The organism is Streptomonospora mangrovi (genome assembly GCF_027604915.1).
Taxonomy (GTDB): Bacteria; Actinomycetota; Actinomycetes; order Streptosporangiales; family Streptosporangiaceae; genus Streptomonospora; species Streptomonospora mangrovi.
In genome coordinates this window covers 243,424-260,908 of sequence record NZ_JAJAQC010000004.1, presented here as the reverse complement: position 1 = coordinate 260,908, position 17,485 = coordinate 243,424, and the positions used below count along the sequence as shown (strand labels likewise).

Below are 17,485 nucleotides of genomic sequence, written 5' to 3'. Positions count from 1 at the left end.
GCATTCGGCGCGGGCGGCCGGGGTGGTGACGGCGCACGGGACGTGCGCGCCCGTCACCCCGCCAGGGCCGCCTCGATGATCGCGCGCAGTTGCGCCACGATGTCGGCGCGGTCGCGTTCGAAGGCCGGGCCGCTCAGGGCCTCGGGGTCGGCGGCGTCCACCTCCAGCGCGGGGGTGAGGACGTGCCCGGCGGTCACCGCCCGGCCCGAGGCGTCGCGCAGCAGCGTGTTGCGGTAGGCCACCTCGTTGGAGAACCCGGCGCCGCACGACCCGCCCCGCGCCGCCGAGCCCGCGACCGGGCCGCCCGGGTGCGTGCGGGGCGCGGACTCTCCGGGGGCGATCTCGGTGACCTCGGCGGCCTCGCGCACCGGGAAGCGCCCGCCCGCCGCAGGGTCCAGGACCGCCGCGTGCTCCAGGATCGCCGCGCGCGGCAGGGTGGACTCCGTCCACGCCGGCGCCGGATCCGCGCCCGGCTCGGCGCGCGGCAGCGGCACCGGCCCCGGCGCGCGCACCCCCTCGTTGTCGGCGGAGTCGTCGCGCCAGCCCGCGTAGTAGGCCGCCAGTTCGAAGCGCCCGGTCTCCCCCTGGCCCACGGTGATCACCGCGTCCGCCGGCGCCGCGCCGGGGCCGGGGGAGTAATGCGGACCCAGCACACGCTCGACCATGCCCGCCGACAGGTCCCGCCAGCGCACCGGGAACAGCGCGGTGCGCACCGCCGCCGGGCGCCCGCGCGCCTCGAACCCGGCGCCGTGCAGGGTCAGCGCGGCCGCGCCGGAGGGGTTGGAGCGCCGCAGGTCGGTGTCGAGGCCGCAGGGGTCGAACCCGGTGACGATCACCCGCAGCAGCCGGTCGTCGGGCGGGAACACGAGGTCGTCGTGGCCCCGTGAGGCGCGCTCCAGGCGGTCCGACAGCGCGGCCCGGTCGGACTCGGGCAGCGGGAAGTCGGGCTGCCAGGCGCGCAGCCGGGCGCTCAGCGTCAGCCGCGCCCAGTACAGGTGGCGGTCGTCGGCGACCGCGCCGGCCTGGCGCACCGCCTCGGTCCACAGCCGGCGGCCGTGGGCGGCCACGATCTGCTCGGCATCGTCCACGCCGCGCGCCGACGCGAGGTCGGCGGCGAACAGGGGAGCCGCCGCGGCGAACCCCGAGCGGCGCAGGATCGCCTGCGGCGCCGCGGACGCGGTGCGGGACTCCTCGACGGTGCTGGCAGTGGCCTTCATGTGCGTGGCGGCGTGCCCCGCCCCGGCCCTCGGCCGAGGAGAACGCCGCTCCTCCTTCCGGGTATAGCGCAGACGCCGGTGGTTGTCGAAGTCGTCACCGTACGCCCCGCCTGCGACGGAATCGCGCGTGGCGTACGGTTCGACAGCCTCCCACATCCGGCGCCCCGCGCCGTCCGCCGCCGGCGCCCGGCGGGCGATTAACGGGCGAGCCGCACGGGAACGAGTGACCTACCCGCACGGCCGCCCCTCGACGGCGAGGGGACGACACGGAAGAGGCCCGACACGCCATGCCCGCGCTCCCCAGCACCGACCACGTCCTCGAACGCGCCACCTCCGCGCTCCAGCGCTGCGGCGTCGACCACCTGACCGAGGTCACCGGCACCGGCCACCCCGCCCGCACGCCCATCACCGGCGAGGCCCTGTTCGACGTCGCCGTCAGCGACCCCGCCGACGTGGAGCGCGCGATCGGCGCCGCCGACGCCTGCTTCCGCACCGCCTGGCGCGACACCCCCGCGCCCGCGCGCGGCCAACTGGTGCGCCGCCTGGGCGAGCTGCTGCGCGAGCACAAGGGCGACCTCGCCGACATCGTCACCGTCGAGGCGGGCAAGATCCGCTCCGAGGCCGCCGGCGAGGTCCAGGAGATGATCGACATCTGCGACTTCGCGGTGGGACTGTCCCGCCAGCTCTACGGCCGCACCATGGCCTCCGAACGGCCCGGCCACCGGCTCATGGAGACCTGGCACCCGTTGGGCGTGGTCGGGGTGGTCACCGCCTTCAACTTCCCCGTCGCGGTGTGGGCGTGGAACACCGCCGTGGCGCTGGTCTGCGGCGACACCGTGGTGTGGAAGCCCTCGGAGCTGACCCCGCTCACCGCGCTGGCCTGCCACGCCCTGCTCGCGCGCGCGGCGGCCGACGTCGGCGCGCCCGCCGACGTCCACCACGTGGTCGTGGGCGGGCGCGACACCGGCGCCCTGCTGGTCGACGACCCCCGCGTGGCCCTGCTCAGCGCCACCGGCTCGGTGCGCATGGGCCGCGAGGTCGCCCCGCGGGTGGCCGCCCGCCTGGGCCGCTGCCTGCTGGAGCTGGGCGGCAACAACGCCGCCGTGGTGGCGCCCTCGGCCGACCTCGACCTCGCCGTGCGCGGCGTGGTCTTCGGCGCGGCCGGCACCGCCGGGCAGCGCTGCACCACCCTGCGGCGGCTGATCGTGCACGAGGACGTGGCCGAGGCCGTCACCGACCGCGTGGTCGAGACCTACGCCCGGCTGCGCTCCCGCATCGGCGACCCCTTCGACGACACCACCCTGGTGGGGCCGCTGATCGGCGAGGGCGCCTACCGTGCCATGGCCCAGGCGCTGGACCAGGCCACCGCCGAGGGCGGCACGGTGCTGGGCGGCGGCGCCCGCTGCCTGGAGAAGGAGGCGCCCGACGCCTACTACGTGGAGCCGGCCGTGGTGTCCATGCCGCGCCAGAGCGACATCGTGCGCCAGGAGACGTTCGCGCCGATCCTCTACGTGCTGACCTACCGCACCCTGGAGGAGGCGCTGGCCGTCCACAACGGCGTGCCCCAGGGGCTGTCCAGCTCGATCTTCACCCGCGACCAGCGCGAGGCGGAGCTGTTCATGTCGGCCGCCGGGTCCGACTGCGGGATCGTCAACGTCAACATCGGCACCTCCGGCGCCGAGATCGGCGGGGCGTTCGGCGGCGAGAAGGCCACCGGCGGCGGCCGGGAGTCCGGCTCCGACGCCTGGCGCGCCTACATGCGCCGGGCCACCAACACGGTCAACTACTCCACCGAACTGCCGCTGGCCCAGGGGGTCAGCTTCCTGTGAGGGGCTGATCCGGGCTGAGCCGAGCCGGGCGGGGGCGGGGCGGCCGGCGCCGCAGGAGGTCCGAGGTGCCGCGCCGGCCGGTCCGCGAGCCGCCAAGGCGGTGTGAAGGCCCGCTACCCCGATCCCGCCGCACCCAACGCGGCCGGGGCTCGACCGGTGCCGGCGCGGGCGAGGCGGCGCGCGGCCGTGCCGCCCGCCACCGGGCCGCGAACGAGAACGGGGTAGTGCCGCAAGGAGGGGGTCTGCGGCACTACCCACGGGTAACACTACTGGCCCGCGCCGCTTCCGGCCACCCCGTCCACCCACCTCCCGGCACCTCCCGCTGCCCCTCCCCGGACCGCCGGACACGCCATGGGGGGCCTAACGCGAGCAGTGCGGCGGGTCGGGCAGTCTTATGAGCGTGAAACCAGGAGGAGACGGCGCGCCCCGGGGCGACGAGCGGCTGGCGGAGCTGCGGCCGACGGCGCGGCGGCCGGTCGACCTGCTGGTGGCGTTCGCCGGCGCGCTCGCCATCACGGGCGTGCTGTTCGTCGTCCGCGCCACCACCGACGGCGACACCGCCCCCGCGCCGGCCGAGCTGCGCACCCTGCTGCCCCCCTCGCTGCTGGCACTGATCGCCGGTGTGGCCAACATGACCGTCGTCGTGCTGATCGGAGTCACCGCCGTGGAGCGGCTGCTGCGCCAGGAGTTCCGCCAGATCGTGCGCGCGCTGACGGCCGCCGCGTTCGGCTACGGCCTCACCGGCGCGGTGAACGTCACGCTCCAGGCCATGGCCGCCCCCGGCGCACTGCCCGACGTGCTGCTGGCGCCCGAGTCCAGCAGCGTCTTCACCAGCCCCCTGCACGCCTACCTCGCCGGCGCCATCGCCTACGTCCGCGCGCTGCCGCTGGGCCACCTGCCCCGGGTGCGCGCCGCCATGTGGGCCGGGATCGCCGCCACCTCGGCCTCGGTCCTGCTGGCCGGGGTCACCACGCCCCTGGCCCTGGTGCTGACCGTGCTGGCCGGCTGGACGTGCGCCTCGGTGGCCTCCTACGCCGTGGGGCTCAGCCGGCCCGTGCCCGCCACCGGGCGGCTGATCCGCGAACTGCGCCGGTTCGGCTGGGAGCCGCTGGGCCTGCACCCCGTGGGCGCCGACGCCGACGGCAACCAGCGCTTCGCCGTCGACACCGTCCAGCGCCGCCTCGACGTCGTGCTCATCCGCGCCGACGACACCACGGGCCTGTGGCAGCGGCTGCTGGGCGCGGTCATGCTGCGCGGCCCGGCGGCGCCCTCGGTCCTGCTGGGCGTGCAGCGCCGCGTCGAGCACGCCGCGCTGATGGACTACGCCGCGCGCACCGCCGGGGCCGCCGCACCGCGCGTGCTGGCCATCGGCGAACTCGGCCTGGGCACGGTCGCCCTGGTCACCGAGCACATGCGGGTGCGCACCCTGGACGAGACTGACACCGCCGAGCTGACCGACTCCGTCCTGGACGCGGTCTTCGCCGAACTCGACCTGCTGCACCGCCACCGCATCACCCACGGCAGCGTCAACGGCGACACCGTGGGCCGGCGGCTGGACGGGCGCGTGGTGTTCACCGGCATGGCCACCGGCACCGTGGCCGCCGCGCCGCTGAAGGCGTCGCTGGACGTCGCGGCGCTGCTGACCGTGCTGGCGCTGCGCGTGGGGGAGGAGCGCGCGGTGGACTCCGCCATCCGGGTCCTGGGCCGCGAGACGGTGGCCGCGGCCCTGCCGTTCCTCCAGGCCGCCGGCATGCCCTTCGCGCTGCGCCGCCGGCTGCGCGCCCACCGCGAGGTGCTGGGCGCGCTGCGCGGGCGCATCACCGGGGCCGTGCCCGAGGCGCCCGCGCGCCCGGCCCGGCTGGAGCGCATGCGGCCGCGCACCGTGGTCAGCGTGGTGGTGGCCACCGCCGTGGGCGTGGCGCTGGCCTACCAGTTGGCTGGCGTGGACCTGTCGACCATCTCCGACGCGGACCTGGGCTGGACCGCCGCCGCCTTCGGCGCCTCGACGCTGTGCATGGTCGCCGCCGCCATGGCGCTCATGGGCTTCGTGCCGATCCGCCTGGGCCTGTGGACCACGGTGCTGGTGCAGTACGCCGGCTCGTTCGTGCGCATCGCGGCACCGGCCGGCCTGGGGTCGCTGGCGATCAACAGCCGCTATGTGGCGCAGATGGGCGCCTCACCCGGCCTGGCGATCTCGGCGGTGGGGCTCTCGCAGGCGGTCGGGCTCATCCTGCACGTGCCGCTGCTGCTGGTGTGCGCGTACTTCACCGGCACCGCCTACCTGGCCGACTTCTCGCCCTCGCCCACCGTCATCGTCGTCACCGCGGCCCTGTCGGTGGCGGTGGCGCTGGTCCTGCTGCTGCCGCGGCTGCGCCGGGCGGTCCTGGACCGCGCCCGGCCCTACTTCCAGGGCACCCTGCCCCAGTTGCTGGACCTGCTCCAGCACCCGCGCCGGCTGGTCATGGGGGTGGGCGGCACGCTGCTGCTGACGGTGGGGTTCGTCATGTGCCTGGGGTTCTCGGTGGCCGCCTTCGGCGGGCGGGCCGACATCGCCGCGCTGGCCGTGGTGTTCCTGGCGGGCAACGCGATCGGGTCGGCGGCGCCGACGCCCGGCGGCCTGGGCGCGGTGGAGGCCGCGCTGCTGGGCGGCCTGACCACGGTCGCGGGCGTGCCCGCCAGCGTGGGGCTGCCCGCCGTGCTGCTCTACCGGCTGCTGACGTTCTGGCTGCCGGTGCTGCCGGGCTGGGCGGCGTTCCACTGGCTCCAGCGGCGCAAGGCACTGTGAGGCCCGGGCGCGGCGGACGCGCCCGGGCCTGAGTGGCGGCGCCGAGGGCGGGACCCGGCGCCGCGCGGCGTGGGAGCCGATGCCGCGCGGGGCGCCGGCGGCCGCAGCGGCACCGACGGCGTTGGCGGCATCAGCCGCGGCCGTAGCGGCGGCGGAACTGCTCGACCCGGCCCGCGGTGTCGACCACGCGGCCCCGGCCTGTGTAGAACGGGTGGCTCGCGCTGGAGATCTCGACGTCGACCACCGGGTAGGTGCGGCCGTCCTCCCACTCCACGGTCTCGGTGGAGGTGCGGGTGGAACGGGTCAGGAAAGCGGTCTCGCCCGCCTTGTCGCGGAAGACGACGGTGCGGTATTCGGGGTGGATTCCGGTGCGCATGGACTGCTCCTTGAAGGTGTCGCGGTCCGCGGCGCGGGGCCGCGGACCTCCTACAACAATCGACAAGCGTTTTCATTCCCCGGGTGCGGTGAGTCCGCCGAAGGCGTCCGAGCGCGGGCGCGCCGGTGGAATCATGGGGTGCACCCGCCGCCGGTCCGCGGACCCGGGCGGCGGCCGGGGGGTGGAAAGGCGGAGGCAATGGCCAGGGACAAACTCGCCGAGGAGGCGTGGGAGGCGATGGCGCGCGCCCAGATCGCGCTGATGCGCCGATTCCAGGACGACTTTCGCGGGTGGGAGGTCACCATGCGCGAGTACGACGTCCTGTTCACCCTCTCGCGCTGCCCCAAGGGCACCCGCCTGCGCGACCTCAGCGAGCACGTGCTGCTCACCCAGCCCAGTATCAGCCGCCTGGTGGAGCGCATGGCCGAGAGCGGGCTGGTCTCGCGCGCGGGCGACCCCACCGACCGGCGCGGCATCGTGGTCGGGCTCACCGAGCGCGGCCGCGAGGTCCTGCGCCGGGTCGGCCGCGCCCACGCCGCCGCCATCCACGACTACGTCGGCACCGCGCTGACACCTGAGGAACTGCGCGCCCTGCGCGACATCGCCCTGAAACTGCGCCGCGCCCAGAGCCGCGCGGAGGGATAGGGCGGACCGGCCAGGGGCGCTTTCGCCGCCCGCCCGGGCCGCCCGCCGCCGTCTCGTCGGCCACGCCCACCATCGGGTTCACGTGCGCGTTCCCGTCTTCCTCGCCCCAGTTAGGTTGTGCGCAACTCGGTTGTGCTACATTCACCACGATCGAGGAAGGACCGAGCTTCCCATGGCCGACCCAGCCGATACCGCCGAGCCCACCGGCGCGGACACCGCCGACGCCCTCCGCCACGACCGCCAGCTCTGCTTCGCCGTCTACGCCGCCTCGCGCGCCCTCACCGGGCTCTACCGCGAACTGCTGGCCGAGGTCGGCCTCACCTACCCGCAGTACCTGGTGCTGCTGGTGCTGTGGGAGCGCGGCACGCTGTCGGTCAAGGAGCTGGGCGCGGCGCTGCGGCTGGACTCGGGCACGCTGTCACCGCTGCTGCGCCGCATGGAGGAGGCCGGCCTGGTGCGGCGCCGCCGCGAGGCGGCCGACGACCGGGTGGTGCTCGTCAGCGCCACCCCCGAGGGCACCGCGCTGCGCGCGCGGGTCCGCGGGGTACCCGGCCGGGTCCTGGCCGCCACGGGGATGACCGCGGCCGAGGCCGCCGAACTGCGCACCGCCCTCGATCGCCTCACCGGCTCCGCCGGCGCCGCAACGGCCGCACTCCGGGCGCGGCGCACGGCCGGCGGGCCGGAGCCGGCGGGAGCGGACCGCTGACCCCGGCGGGCCGCGCCCAGCGGCACATCCGTCCCAGCAGCAGACACCAGAAGGAGACCCCCATGAAGGTCATGTACACCGCCGAGGCCACCGTCGACGGCGAGGGCCGCAAGGGCCACGGCCGCACCGGTGACGGCCGGCTCGACGTCGAGCTGTCGGTGCCCAAGGGCCTGGGCGGCGACGACGGCCCCGGCACCAACCCCGAGCAGCTCTTCGCGGTCGGCTACGCCGCCTGCTTCCACGGCGCGCTGAAGAAGGTCGCCCGCGAGTCCGGCGTGAGCCTGGAGGGCTCCACCATCGACTCCAAGGTGAGCATCGGCAGCGTCGAGGACGGCCTGAGCCTGGCCGTCGAGCTGAACGTCACCGTCCCGGGCAAGTCCCAGGAGGAGGTCCAGAAGCTGGTCGAGACCGCCCACCAGGTCTGCCCCTACTCCCGCGCCACCCGCGGCAACATCGAGGTCACCCTCAACGCCATCGCGGGCTGACCTCCGCCGCCGCCGGCCGGGGCGCCCCTCGGGGCACCCCGGCCGGCCGCGTTTCGCGGCGCGGACCGACCCGACCCGGCTCACCCCCCGATCCGGCTTCGCTCCCCACCGCCGCGACCGCGTGACCGCCGGCGCGCGGGCCGACCGGCACAGCAGGGGGGAGCGGCCGCGAACGCCGGCGGTCACGGGCTGTCGGCGCCGGCCCGCGGTTGGTTACCCTGGCGGCCATGTTCGACCCCCTTATCGCGCGGGCCGGCCTGCCCGCCGCCGCCTCCCTGGCCGACGTGGTCGACGCCGTCCACCGCATCCCCTTCGGCGCGCCCAGCGTGCGCACCGCCGAGGGCACCCTCGCCGAGTGGCGCGGCACCGGCGCCACCAAGCACGCCCTGCTCGCGGCGGCGCTGCGCCGCCGCTGGCCGCACACCGAGCCGCGCCTGGTCCACCGCGTGCACCACTGCCCGCGCGACCGCGCCCGGGAGCTGTTCGGCGAGCCGGCCGCGCGGGTCCTGCCCGAGGACGGGCTGTGGGACGTGCACCGCTACCTCACCCTCGCCCTGGACGGCCGGCGCGTGGTCATCGACGTCACCTACCCCGCCATGCCCGGCTGGGACGGCGCCTCCTCCATGCCGGTGGCCGCCGAGCCCGGCACCGACCACGAGGCCGGCCCCGACGCCGACCGCGAGAAGCGGGTGCTGGAGGCGGCGCACTGCGACCCCGCCGTGCGGGAGTCCTTCCTCGCCGCCCTCACCGCCTCCCTGGCCACCGCCTGAGCCGGGAAGCGCCACATTTCCCGCAACCCGCGCGGCCCCCGCCCCGGGCGCCGCGCATCACGGGCGCGCGGCGGCGGCTCGGGGCCGCCACCGCTCGGTCGCTACCGCCCGGCCGCCCCGACCACGGGCGGCTCGGCGGGCGCCTCCACCCCCGAGGGGCGCGGACCGGAGCGGTCCAGCGTCAGCGCCGTGACCGCCGCGAGCACCACGGCGCCGCCCGCCCACTGGCCCCAGGTGAGCTGGGCGTCCAGCAGCGCCACGCCCACCAGGGCCGAGACCAGCGGGAACGCCAGCTCGCCCAGGGTGGCGCGCGAGGCGGCGGTGCGGCGCAGCCCCCAGTAGTACAGCGTCAGCGCGGCCAGGCCGGGGATGAGCGCCAGCAGCACGATCCCGGGCACCTGCCCCGCGCTGATCGCCAGGGAAGACCCCGACGCCAGCGCGATCACGAGCGCGGCCGGCAGCCCGATGGCGAACCGCAGGGCCGTGACGTGCATGAACGTCAGCCGCGCCCCGGCCAGCCGGCCCAGTACCGTGCCCGCCGCCCACAGCAGCGCGGCGCCCACCGCCAGGGCCGCGCCCTGGGCGTCGCTCACGCTCACCGCGAAGGGGTCGGGGAAGGCCAGGAACCACGCGCCCACCAGCGCGGGCGCGGCGAACAGGGCGAACCGGGGCGCCAGCCGCTCCCCGAGCAGGGCCAGGGCCAGCACGATCGCGAACACCGGTTGGAGCTTTTGCAGCACCTGCGGGGTGATGGGGTCGCCCGCCGTGAACGCCATGGTGAACAGGGTCGTGGCCAGCGCCGAGGACCCCGCGCCGATCACCACGACCGAGGCGACCACCACCGGACCGGCCTTGGCCAGCGCCCGCACCGCCGGCACGATCCAGGGCAGCAGGAGCAGCGCGATGACGACGTGCTCGTAGAAAACGATGGTGGCCGCGGGCAGCTCCCGCGCCAGCGGTTCGCGCATCAGCGCCGAGGTGCCCCACATCGCGGCGGCCAGCGCCACCGCCCACAACCGGTCCGCCTCGCGTGTCTTGGCCACGTGCCCGTCCTTCACTCGTCGTGTGCTCCGGCCGCCCCGCGCCGCGGCGCGCGCCGCGCACACCACGAAACGCCCGCGGGCGGCCGGCGCGCGGGCGATGGTGCAGCAATGCAGAACAGCCCGCCCAGCGGAGTGATTCCCCCCGGGCGGACCGGGTGGCCGGGTCCGGCCTCCCGCAGCGGTGCCGCCCGCCCCCCCGGTCATCCCCCTACCCTGCGGCCGCGCGGCGCGCCCTCGGCTCATCACCGCGCCCCGGCCGGTCACCGCGCCCGCTGCCAACGCCGGGCGCCCCTTCGCTCCCGGCTCCGCGCCTGTGCCGTGAGGCGGACGCCTCAGGCGGCGGAGTCGATCACCAGCAGGCGGTCCAGCATGTCCTGCATGGTCACCAGCCCCGCCAGCTCACCGCCCTCCTCCACCAGCGCCAGGTGCGTGCGGCTCTCCCGCATGATCCCCAGCGCGGCGTAGATGGGGGTGTCGCCCTCCAGGGTGAGCACCGGCCGCATCAGGTCGGCGGCGGTGGTCTCGGGCGGGCTGGTCAGCGCGTCGCGCACGTGCAGCACACCCACCGGGTCGGGGCCCTCGCAGACCACCAACCGCAGGTGCCCCGACTCGCGCGAGACCCGCTTGACCTCCTCCAGCGACGCCGAGGGCGCCACGGCCGCCAGCTCCTCGCGCGGCGTGGTGATCTCCCGCAGTGGGCGGGAGTTGACCTCCAGCGCGGTGGCCAACTGGTCGCGGCGGTCCTCGTCCAGGGCGCCGGCCTTGGCCGAGTGGTCCACCAGCTCCCGCAGGTCGTCGGGGCCGTGGCCGCCGGCGACCTCGTCGACCGCCTGCACGCCCACCCGGTGCAGCGACCAGTTGGCCAGCCCGTTGAGCACCACCAGCGCCGGGCGGGTCAGCCACATGAACCCGCGCATCGGCAACGCCAGCAGCGTCGCCGAGCGCTCGGGGTGGGAGATCGCCCAGGACTTGGGCGCCATCTCGCCCACCACCAGGTGGACGAAGGTGACCAGGACCAGCGCCACGATGAACGCCGCCACGTGGGAGACCGCCTCGGGCAGCCCCGCGAACAGCGGCTCCAGCATGTGCTCCACGGCCGGCTTGGTGATGGCGCCCAGCGCCAGCGTGCACAGCGTGATGCCAAGCTGCGAGCCGGCCAGCAGCAGCGACAGGTCGCGCGAGCTCTTCAGCGCCGCGCGCGCCGACAGGCTGGTCTCGGCGGCCTCCTCCAGCCGGTAGCGGCGCGCCGCCACCAGCGCGAACTCGATGGCCACGAAGAACGCGCTCAGGCCGATGATGGTCACCGTGATGACCATGGCCCACACGGGGTTCAGGTCGCTCATGCGTTCACCCCGCTGTCCTTGCCGGCGCCCTGGTGGGCCGGCGTCTCGCGCAGCTCCAGCCGCACGGTCTCGGGCACGTGCCGGTCGACCGTGCGCACGCCCAGGTCGATGGCGCGCAGCGGCTCGTCGTCGCCGGCGCCGGGATGGCGCGGCAGCTCCACGCGCACGCTGTCGCCGACCTCGGGCAGCCGCCGCAGCTCGCTGATGACCAGGCCGCCGATCGTCTCGAAGTCGCCGGAGGGCAGGTCGTGGCCGATGAGCCGCTCGACCTCGTCCACGTGCAGCGCGCCGGGCAGCAGCCAACTGCCGTCCTCGCCCACGCGCGCCTCGCCGGCGTCCTCGGGGTCGTGCTCGTCGGCGATCTCGCCCACCAGCTCCTCGGCGATGTCCTCGGTGGTGATGACGCCGGCCAGGCCGCCGTACTCGTCCACCACGCAGGCGAACTCCTCGTCGGAGGCGCGCAACTGCTCCAGCACGCCGGGCAGCGGCAGCGACCCGGGCACGAGCACGGCGCGGCGCGCGACGTCGGACACCGGCACGGAGTCCAGGTCGCGGTCGCCCAGTGCCAGCACGTCGCGCAGGCAGATGACGCCGACGATGTCGTCCACGCCGTCGCCCAGCACCGGGAAGCGGGAGTGGCCCGAGGCCATCAGCTCCACCACCCGGCTCACCGGTTCGCCGGCCTCCACGGTGGAGACCTGCGGGCGCGGGATCATCGCGTGCTCGGCGGTGCGGTCGTGGAAGTCCAGCGTGCGGTCCAGCAGCGTGGACAGCTCCGCGGGCAGGTCGCCGCTCTCGCGGGACTCCTCCACGATGTGCTCCAGGTCGCGCGGGGTGGCCGCGTGCTGGACGTCCTCCACGGGTTGGATGCGCACCGCCCGCAGCAGCAGGATCGCCGCCTGGTCGAACAGCCAGATCAGCCAGCCGAACACCCGCAGGTACACGCCGGTGGACAGGGCCAGCCAGCGCGCGACGGGTTCGGGACGGGCGATGGCGAGGTTCTTGGGGAACAGCTCACCGAAGACCATCTGCACCACGGTGGAGAACAGCAGCGCGAACACGGTGCCCACCGCCAGCCCGGTGCCGGCCGGGACGCCGGCCCAGCCCAGCAGTTCGCCCACGCCCTCGCCCATCATGGGCTCGGCCACGTAACCGACCAGCAGACCGGTGACGGTGATGCCGAGCTGGGCGCCCGAGAGCATGAACGAGGTGCGGTTGGTGATCGCGAGTGCGCGCCGGGCGCCGGAGTCGCCCTGGGCGGCGCGGGCCTTCAGGCGGGAGCGGTCCACCGCCATGTAGCCGAACTCCTGGGCGACGAAGTAGCCGGTCGCCGCGGTGATCGCCAGGATCACCAGTGCTCCGAGAAGGATGTTGAGGACGACGCTCATGTCGCGCGCACCGCCTCGGAGCGGGGAAACTCGGTGCGCACGCTACCTGGTGATGGCGGCTCGTCGGGTTCGGAGGCGCGTCCGGTGGTCAGGACGCTGCCGGTACTTCGGGACGGGTCCACGTATCCTCTCTCATCTCGTGTCTAGGGTGCTGACGAACGTGGAGCTGGAAAAATTCCCGGGCGGCGCCGGGTTGAACCCTGCGATCGGAAGGTGATCGCCGGGGGCGGCCCCAAGGGCCGGGCGCGCCCGCAGTGGGGGCGCGCGAGGGGAGGTCAGCGCGGTCGGGCGGCCTCGGAGGCGGGCGCGGCGGCGGTGTTTTCGGCGGGTTCGGCGGCCGCAACGGGGCGGCGCCATTCGCGGGCGCGGGTCTCGGCCACGGCGATGGCCGTGGCCACCGCGACGTTGAGCGAGCCCACCCGGCCGATCTGGGGGATGTAGGCCAGCGCGTCGGCGCCGTTGAGCAGCGCCGGGGAGCAGCCGTGGTCCTCGGCGCCCACGGCCAGGCAGACGTCGCCCTCCAGCGGGGCCTCGTGCAGGGGCAGCGCGGTGTCGGCCAGCTCCACGGCGACCACCCGGTAGCCGTCGGCGCGGGCGGCGGCGACCGCCTCGGCGGCGCCGCGCAGCTTCTCCCACCGCAGCTTCTGGTCGGTGCCCAGCGCGGTCTTGCCGACCTGGGGGTGGGTGGGGTCCACGGAGTTGCCGGCCAGCCACACGGTCTCGACGCCGAAGGCGGCACACGTGCGCAGGATCGAGCCCAGGTTGAAGGGCTGGGTCACCGACTCCACGATCAGGGAGACGCGGCCCTCGGTGCGCCTGCGCCACTGGCGGTTGAGTCGTTTGACGTCGGTGGGGCGCAGTTGCGTGCTCACCTGCGGTGTGTTCCTCGTGTCCGGTCGGGTCGGGGGGCCGGATCGGCCCGCCACCACGATACCGTCCGGCGCCGGCGGCCCGGAAGGCTCCCCCTCGGCCCGGCGCGGCGGGGGAGGGGCCGGGCGGCGGGCGGGCGGCGCCGGCGCCCTTGAGGGGGCGAGGGAGGGGGTCAGGCCGGGGCGGTCACCCGCAGCACGCGGAAGCCGGCGCGCGAGGCCGCGCGCTCGGTGGGCAGCCCGGACTCCTCCAGCCACCGGTGCAGGGAGTCGGCGCCCAGGTTGCGCTGCACCACCAGGTGGGCCTGGGCGCCCGGCGCCAGGCGGCCCAGCCAGGTGCGCAGCAGGGCGTGCAGCGCGTCCTTGCCGACGCGGATGGGCGGGTTGGACCACAGCGCGTCGAAGGGGCCGGCCAGGGCGGCGGCGCCGGCCGCGGAGGCGGGGGTGCCGTCGGCCGCCACCACTTGGAAATCTACGTTGTCAAGGTGGTTGCTCGCGGCGTTGCCCCGCGCCAGGTCCACCGCGCGCGTGTTGACGTCCACCCCCAGCACGCTCGCGCCGGGCGCTCGGGCGGCCATGGCCAGGGCGATGGGGCCGTAGCCGCAGCCCAGGTCCAGCAGCCGGCCGCGCGCCGGCGGCGGGGGCACCGACTCCAGCAGCACCCGGGTGCCCAGGTCCACCCGCTCGGCGGAGAACACGCCCCGGTCGGTGGCCAGGCGCAGGTGCAGGTCGGGCAGCACCAGGTCGACGCCGGCCGGCCGGCTCGCCACGCCGGGGTCGGCGCTGAAGTAGTGCTGGGGGCCTGCGGGCGCGTCGTCGCGCGGGCCGCCGTCGCGTTCCGGCACGGCCTCCTCCGTTCGGTGGCGGCGGGCCGTCCCCGCCCGCCGGGTGGAATCCAGCCGCGAACGTTACCAGGGCCGACGCGGCGCCGTGCGCCGCGCCGCGAGCGGGGCGCGGACGCGGCGGAGCGGCGTCCCGGCGCGGGGCGGCCCACATCACAATCCGACCGGTCGGTAAGGTGAGGCAACGCAGTCATGACCGAAAGGACGCAGCCTCGTGGGACGTTTCGACGGCAGGGTCGCCATCATCACCGGTGCCAGCCGGGGGATCGGGCTGGCCACCGCGCAGCGCATCGTGCAGGAGGGCGGCAGGGTGGTCGTCACCGGCCGCAAGCCCGAGCCCCTGGAGAAGGCGGTGGAGGAGCTGGGCGGCGCCAAGGCGGCGCTGGGCGTCGCGGGCAAGGCGCACGACGCCGAGCACCGGGCGGCGGTCGTGGAGCGCACCATGGCGGAGTTCGGCCGCATCGACGTCCTGGTCAACAACACCGGCACCAACCCCGTCTTCGACGCGATCGTCAACGTCGAGCCGGCCGCCATGGCCAAGATCTTCGAGGTCAACGTGATCGCCGCCGCCGCGTGGGTGGGCGCGGTGCACCGCGCGTGGATGGCCGAGCACGGCGGCGCGGTCGTCAACGTCGCCTCGCTGGCCGGCCAGCACCCCTCGCCGGGGATCGGGATCTACGGCGCCAGCAAGGCCGCGATGATCAACCTCACCCAGCAGTTGGCCTACGAGCTGGCCGGGGCGCGCGTGCGGGTCAACGCCGTGGCGCCGGCCGTGGTCAAGACGCGGTTCGCCACCGCCCTGTTCGCCGAGGACGAGGAGAAGGTCGCGGCCGGGTACCCGCTGGGCCGGCTGGGCGAGCCCGAGGACGTGGCGGCGGCCATCGCCTACCTGGCCTCCGACGACGCCTCCTGGGTCACCGGCCAGACCATCACCCTCGACGGCGGGCGCACCCTCAGCGCCGGTGTGGAGTAGCGCTCCCGCGCGTGCGGGAGCGGAGGGGCCGGCGGTCCGCGCCCGGCGGCGGCCGGCCCCCGTGTCCGCGTCCCCGCAAAGCCGCCTGACCTGCTTGAATTCGCCGGTGGTGAGGCGGAGGATGGTGGGTAGCCCCCAGATGTGAGGACCGGGCGCCGCGGCCCCGCCTTCGGCGCCCACGCGTTCGCGAGGGGAGTCGCCATGAGAGCACGTGTCGGCGACCGGCTCGTGGTCGAGGCGCGGCGCGACGACGCCCACCGCCGCACCGGTGTGGTCACCGAGGTGCGCGGCGGGCAGGGCGCGCCGCCCTACCGGGTCCGCTGGCTGGACAACGCCTCCGGCACCGAGACGCTGGTCTATCCCGGACCCGACGCCCATATCGAACGGGAGGCGGCCGGGCGCTGAGCCCGGCCGGCCCGCGACGCTGGAGGTGGGTGCGATGCACACCACGAAGCGGTGGAACATCGACGTTGTGTTGTCGGAGGAGAGCGAGGGCGATGCCGCCCGCACCCTGGCCGAGGTCGGCCTGGTGGCCGACGACGGTCCGGGGCTGCGCGGCCACGGCATGGCGCGCAAGCACCCCGCCGACGCCGACGTGCCCGAGATCGGCGACGAACTCGCCGTCTCTCGGGCACTGGCCGACCTGTCGCGGCAGTTGCGGCAGGTCGCGGCCGAGGACATCGACGAGCACACGGGGGTGCCGTGGAGCGTGTGAGCGCGGGGTGTGCGAATCCCCACGCCGCGCGGGCGGGCGCGGGGTCCGCCCGCGCCCGCCGGCACGGCGGGGCGGTGCGATCCGGCCGGATGTGGTCGCACAGGGTCACGCCGGTGTTCACTGAGGCGTGATCATGCTGGGGCAGACTCAGGCACTATGACCACCTCTTCAGGATCGCAGGCCCGCCCCTCCCGGGTGCTGGGTACCGCCGATGCCGTCACCCTGGGGGCGTCGGCCATGGTCGGCGCCGGGGTCTTCGCGGTGTTCGCCCCGGCCGCCGAGGAGGCGGGGGCCTGGCTGCTGGTGGCGCTGCTGATCGCCGCCGTGGTCGCCTACTGCAACGCCACCTCCTCGGCGCGCCTGGCCGCGCGCCACCCCGAGTCGGGGGGCACCTACGTCTACGGGCGCGAGCGCCTGGGCGAGATGTGGGGCTACCTGGCGGGCTGGGCGTTCACGGTGGGCAAGACCGCCTCGTGCGCGGTGATGGCCCTGACCTTCGCCGCCTACGTGGCGCCGGAGTGGAGCCGGCCGCTGGCGGTGGGCGCGGTGGTGTGCCTGACCGCGGTGAACTACACGGGGCTGCGCAAGTCCACCGTGGTGGCGCGGGTGCTGCTGGCGCTGGTGCTGGCGGTGCTGGCCGCGGTGGTGGCGGTGGCCCTGGGCGGCAGCGAGGCCGATCCCCGCCATCTGGACGTCACCACCCAGTGGCCGGGGTTCTTCGGGCTGCTGGGCGCGGCGGGCATGCTGTTCTTCGCGTTCGCGGGCTATGCGCGGATCGCCACGCTGGGGGGCGAGGTGCGCGACCCCTCCACCACCATCCCGCGGGCGATCGGTCTGGCGCTGGCCGGGGTGTTCGTGGTGTACCTGCTGGTGGGCGCCTCGGTGCTGACGGTGCTGGGTCGGGAGGGGCTGGCGGCCAGCGCCGCTCCGCTGGCCGACACCGTGGTGGCGGCCGGGTGGCCGCAGTTGGTGCCGGCGGTGACCGCCGGTGCGGCGGCGGCGAGCCTGGGGGCGCTGCTGGCGCTGATCCTGGGGGTGTCGCGCACGGTGGCGGCGATGGCGGCCGACGGCCACCTGCCGCGTTTCCTGGCGGGGGTGCACGAGCGCTTCGGGGTGCCCCACCGGGCCGAGTTGGCGGTGGGTGCGGCGGTGTGCGTGCTGGTGCTGGCTGCCGACCTGGGCGACGCGATCGGGTTCTCGGCGTTCGGGGTGCTGGCCTACTACGCGATCGCCAACGCCTCGGCGCTGCGCCTGGGGCCCGATGAGAACCGGCCGCCGCTGCTGGTGCCGGTGGTGGGGCTGGCCGGGTGCGTGGTGCTGGCGTTCAGCCTGCCGCTGAACTCGGTGATGGCCGGGGTGGGTGTGCTGGCGCTGGGCGCGGGCCTGTGGTGGGTGCGCCGGGTGCTGCCGGGGCTGCGCTCCTGAGCGGAGCCGCCTGGGCGGCGCCGCCGCCGGCCGCGCGGCCGGCGGCGGGGGAGTGCGCGCCGGCGGCGGCGCGG

Annotated in this window: 17 protein-coding genes; 10 read left to right on the top strand and 7 right to left on the bottom strand. The window is 75.8% G+C overall.

Annotation, left to right across the window (positions count from 1 at the left end; all coding sequences use genetic code 11):
• Window positions 1–53: 53 nt before the first annotated feature.
• A complete protein-coding gene (locus tag LG943_RS04035) occupies window positions 54–1,217 on the bottom strand; it encodes a pyroglutamyl peptidase (protein ID WP_270070791.1) in 1,164 nt (387 codons plus the stop codon).
• 287 nt (window positions 1,218–1,504) lie between these two features.
• Here LG943_RS04035 and amaB point away from each other — a divergent pair, with 287 nt between their 5' ends.
• Together amaB and LG943_RS04025 are read left to right on the top strand one after the other, a co-directional pair.
• Window positions 1,505–3,046, top strand: coding sequence for an L-piperidine-6-carboxylate dehydrogenase (gene amaB / locus LG943_RS04030; protein WP_270070790.1), 1,542 nt, complete (start codon window positions 1,505–1,507; stop codon window positions 3,044–3,046).
• A gap of 400 nt (window positions 3,047–3,446) precedes the next feature.
• Complete coding sequence (locus tag LG943_RS04025) at window positions 3,447–5,831, top strand: lysylphosphatidylglycerol synthase transmembrane domain-containing protein (RefSeq protein WP_270070789.1); 2,385 nt, start codon at window positions 3,447–3,449, stop codon at window positions 5,829–5,831.
• Window positions 5,832–5,961: 130 nt separating this feature from the next.
• On the opposite strand, the gene LG943_RS04020 is transcribed toward LG943_RS04025, so the two are convergent.
• Window positions 5,962–6,207, bottom strand: coding sequence for a type B 50S ribosomal protein L31 (locus LG943_RS04020; RefSeq protein WP_270070788.1), 246 nt, complete (start codon window positions 6,205–6,207; stop codon window positions 5,962–5,964).
• Between the two features lie 198 nt (window positions 6,208–6,405).
• On the opposite strand from LG943_RS04020, the gene LG943_RS04015 reads away from it, so the two are divergent.
• The 4 genes from LG943_RS04015 to LG943_RS04000 all read left to right on the top strand — a co-directional run bounded on the left by LG943_RS04015 (window position 6,406) and on the right by LG943_RS04000 (window position 8,813).
• The gene (locus LG943_RS04015) at window positions 6,406–6,852 is read left to right on the top strand and encodes a MarR family winged helix-turn-helix transcriptional regulator (protein ID WP_270070787.1); all 447 of its coding nucleotides are present in this window, start codon (window positions 6,406–6,408) and stop codon (window positions 6,850–6,852) included.
• A 172-nt stretch (window positions 6,853–7,024) separates the two neighbouring features.
• Window positions 7,025–7,558, top strand: a complete 534-nt coding sequence (locus tag LG943_RS04010; protein ID WP_270070786.1) for a MarR family winged helix-turn-helix transcriptional regulator — start codon at window positions 7,025–7,027, stop codon at window positions 7,556–7,558.
• Window positions 7,559–7,620: 62 nt separating this feature from the next.
• Window positions 7,621–8,043: an organic hydroperoxide resistance protein gene (locus LG943_RS04005; protein WP_270070785.1), complete on the top strand. Its 423-nt coding sequence runs from the start codon at window positions 7,621–7,623 to the stop codon at window positions 8,041–8,043.
• A gap of 227 nt (window positions 8,044–8,270) precedes the next feature.
• Entirely contained in the window at window positions 8,271–8,813 is a 543-nt protein-coding gene (locus LG943_RS04000; protein ID WP_270070784.1) for a hypothetical protein, read from the top strand.
• A 101-nt stretch (window positions 8,814–8,914) separates the two neighbouring features.
• Here LG943_RS04000 and LG943_RS03995 read toward each other — a convergent pair whose 3' ends face one another.
• From LG943_RS03995 to LG943_RS03975, 5 genes are all read right to left on the bottom strand, one after another.
• Complete coding sequence (locus tag LG943_RS03995) at window positions 8,915–9,856, bottom strand: DMT family transporter (protein ID WP_270070783.1); 942 nt, start codon at window positions 9,854–9,856, stop codon at window positions 8,915–8,917.
• Window positions 9,857–10,188: 332 nt separating this feature from the next.
• On the bottom strand, window positions 10,189–11,199 hold the full coding sequence (locus tag LG943_RS03990; protein WP_270070782.1) for a hemolysin family protein: 1,011 nt from the start codon (window positions 11,197–11,199) through the stop codon (window positions 10,189–10,191).
• Window positions 11,196–12,587 carry a hemolysin family protein gene (locus LG943_RS03985; RefSeq protein ID WP_270070781.1) on the bottom strand — a complete coding sequence of 464 codons (1,392 nt, stop codon included), beginning with the start codon at window positions 12,585–12,587 and terminating at the stop codon, window positions 11,196–11,198. Before LG943_RS03985 ends, LG943_RS03990 begins: the two co-directional genes overlap by 4 nt.
• 275 nt (window positions 12,588–12,862) lie before the next feature.
• Entirely contained in the window at window positions 12,863–13,459 is a 597-nt protein-coding gene (locus tag LG943_RS03980) for a TrmH family RNA methyltransferase (protein ID WP_270070780.1), read from the bottom strand.
• A 170-nt stretch (window positions 13,460–13,629) separates the two neighbouring features.
• Window positions 13,630–14,301, bottom strand: a complete 672-nt coding sequence (locus tag LG943_RS03975) for a class I SAM-dependent methyltransferase (protein ID WP_270070779.1) — start codon at window positions 14,299–14,301, stop codon at window positions 13,630–13,632.
• 211 nt (window positions 14,302–14,512) lie between these two features.
• Here LG943_RS03975 and LG943_RS03970 point away from each other — a divergent pair, with 211 nt between their 5' ends.
• The 4 genes from LG943_RS03970 (at window position 14,513) to LG943_RS03955 (ending at window position 17,411) form a co-directional block, all read left to right on the top strand.
• Window positions 14,513–15,271 carry an SDR family oxidoreductase gene (locus tag LG943_RS03970; RefSeq protein ID WP_270070778.1) on the top strand — a complete coding sequence of 253 codons (759 nt, stop codon included), beginning with the start codon at window positions 14,513–14,515 and terminating at the stop codon, window positions 15,269–15,271.
• A 201-nt stretch (window positions 15,272–15,472) separates the two neighbouring features.
• Window positions 15,473–15,676, top strand: a complete 204-nt coding sequence (locus LG943_RS27820; protein WP_270070777.1) for a DUF1918 domain-containing protein — start codon at window positions 15,473–15,475, stop codon at window positions 15,674–15,676.
• A 34-nt stretch (window positions 15,677–15,710) separates the two neighbouring features.
• On the top strand, window positions 15,711–15,986 hold the full coding sequence (locus LG943_RS27815; RefSeq protein ID WP_270070776.1) for a DUF1876 domain-containing protein: 276 nt from the start codon (window positions 15,711–15,713) through the stop codon (window positions 15,984–15,986).
• Between the two features lie 156 nt (window positions 15,987–16,142).
• Complete coding sequence (locus LG943_RS03955; RefSeq protein WP_270070775.1) at window positions 16,143–17,411, top strand: APC family permease; 1,269 nt, start codon at window positions 16,143–16,145, stop codon at window positions 17,409–17,411.
• The last annotated feature ends 74 nt before the right edge of the window (window positions 17,412–17,485 follow it).

What these genes read in the sequence shown, in the direction of transcription:
- LG943_RS27820 (WP_270070777.1), top strand. Translation starts at nt 15,473, where the DNA reads ATGAGAGCACGTGTCGGCGACCGGCTCGTGGTCGAGGCGCGGCGCGAC.
- LG943_RS04020 (WP_270070788.1), bottom strand. Translation starts at nt 6,207, where the DNA reads ATGCGCACCGGAATCCACCCCGAATACCGCACCGTCGTCTTCCGCGAC.
- LG943_RS04005 (WP_270070785.1), top strand. Translation starts at nt 7,621, where the DNA reads ATGAAGGTCATGTACACCGCCGAGGCCACCGTCGACGGCGAGGGCCGC.
- LG943_RS04015 (WP_270070787.1), top strand. Translation starts at nt 6,406, where the DNA reads ATGGCCAGGGACAAACTCGCCGAGGAGGCGTGGGAGGCGATGGCGCGC.
- LG943_RS04000 (WP_270070784.1), top strand. Translation starts at nt 8,271, where the DNA reads ATGTTCGACCCCCTTATCGCGCGGGCCGGCCTGCCCGCCGCCGCCTCC.
- LG943_RS03990 (WP_270070782.1), bottom strand. Translation starts at nt 11,199, where the DNA reads ATGAGCGACCTGAACCCCGTGTGGGCCATGGTCATCACGGTGACCATC.
- amaB (WP_270070790.1), top strand. Translation starts at nt 1,505, where the DNA reads ATGCCCGCGCTCCCCAGCACCGACCACGTCCTCGAACGCGCCACCTCC.
- LG943_RS04035 (WP_270070791.1), bottom strand. Translation starts at nt 1,217, where the DNA reads ATGAAGGCCACTGCCAGCACCGTCGAGGAGTCCCGCACCGCGTCCGCG.
- LG943_RS03985 (WP_270070781.1), bottom strand. Translation starts at nt 12,587, where the DNA reads ATGAGCGTCGTCCTCAACATCCTTCTCGGAGCACTGGTGATCCTGGCG.
- LG943_RS03955 (WP_270070775.1), top strand. Translation starts at nt 16,143, where the DNA reads ATGACCACCTCTTCAGGATCGCAGGCCCGCCCCTCCCGGGTGCTGGGT.
- LG943_RS27815 (WP_270070776.1), top strand. Translation starts at nt 15,711, where the DNA reads ATGCACACCACGAAGCGGTGGAACATCGACGTTGTGTTGTCGGAGGAG.
- LG943_RS04010 (WP_270070786.1), top strand. Translation starts at nt 7,025, where the DNA reads ATGGCCGACCCAGCCGATACCGCCGAGCCCACCGGCGCGGACACCGCC.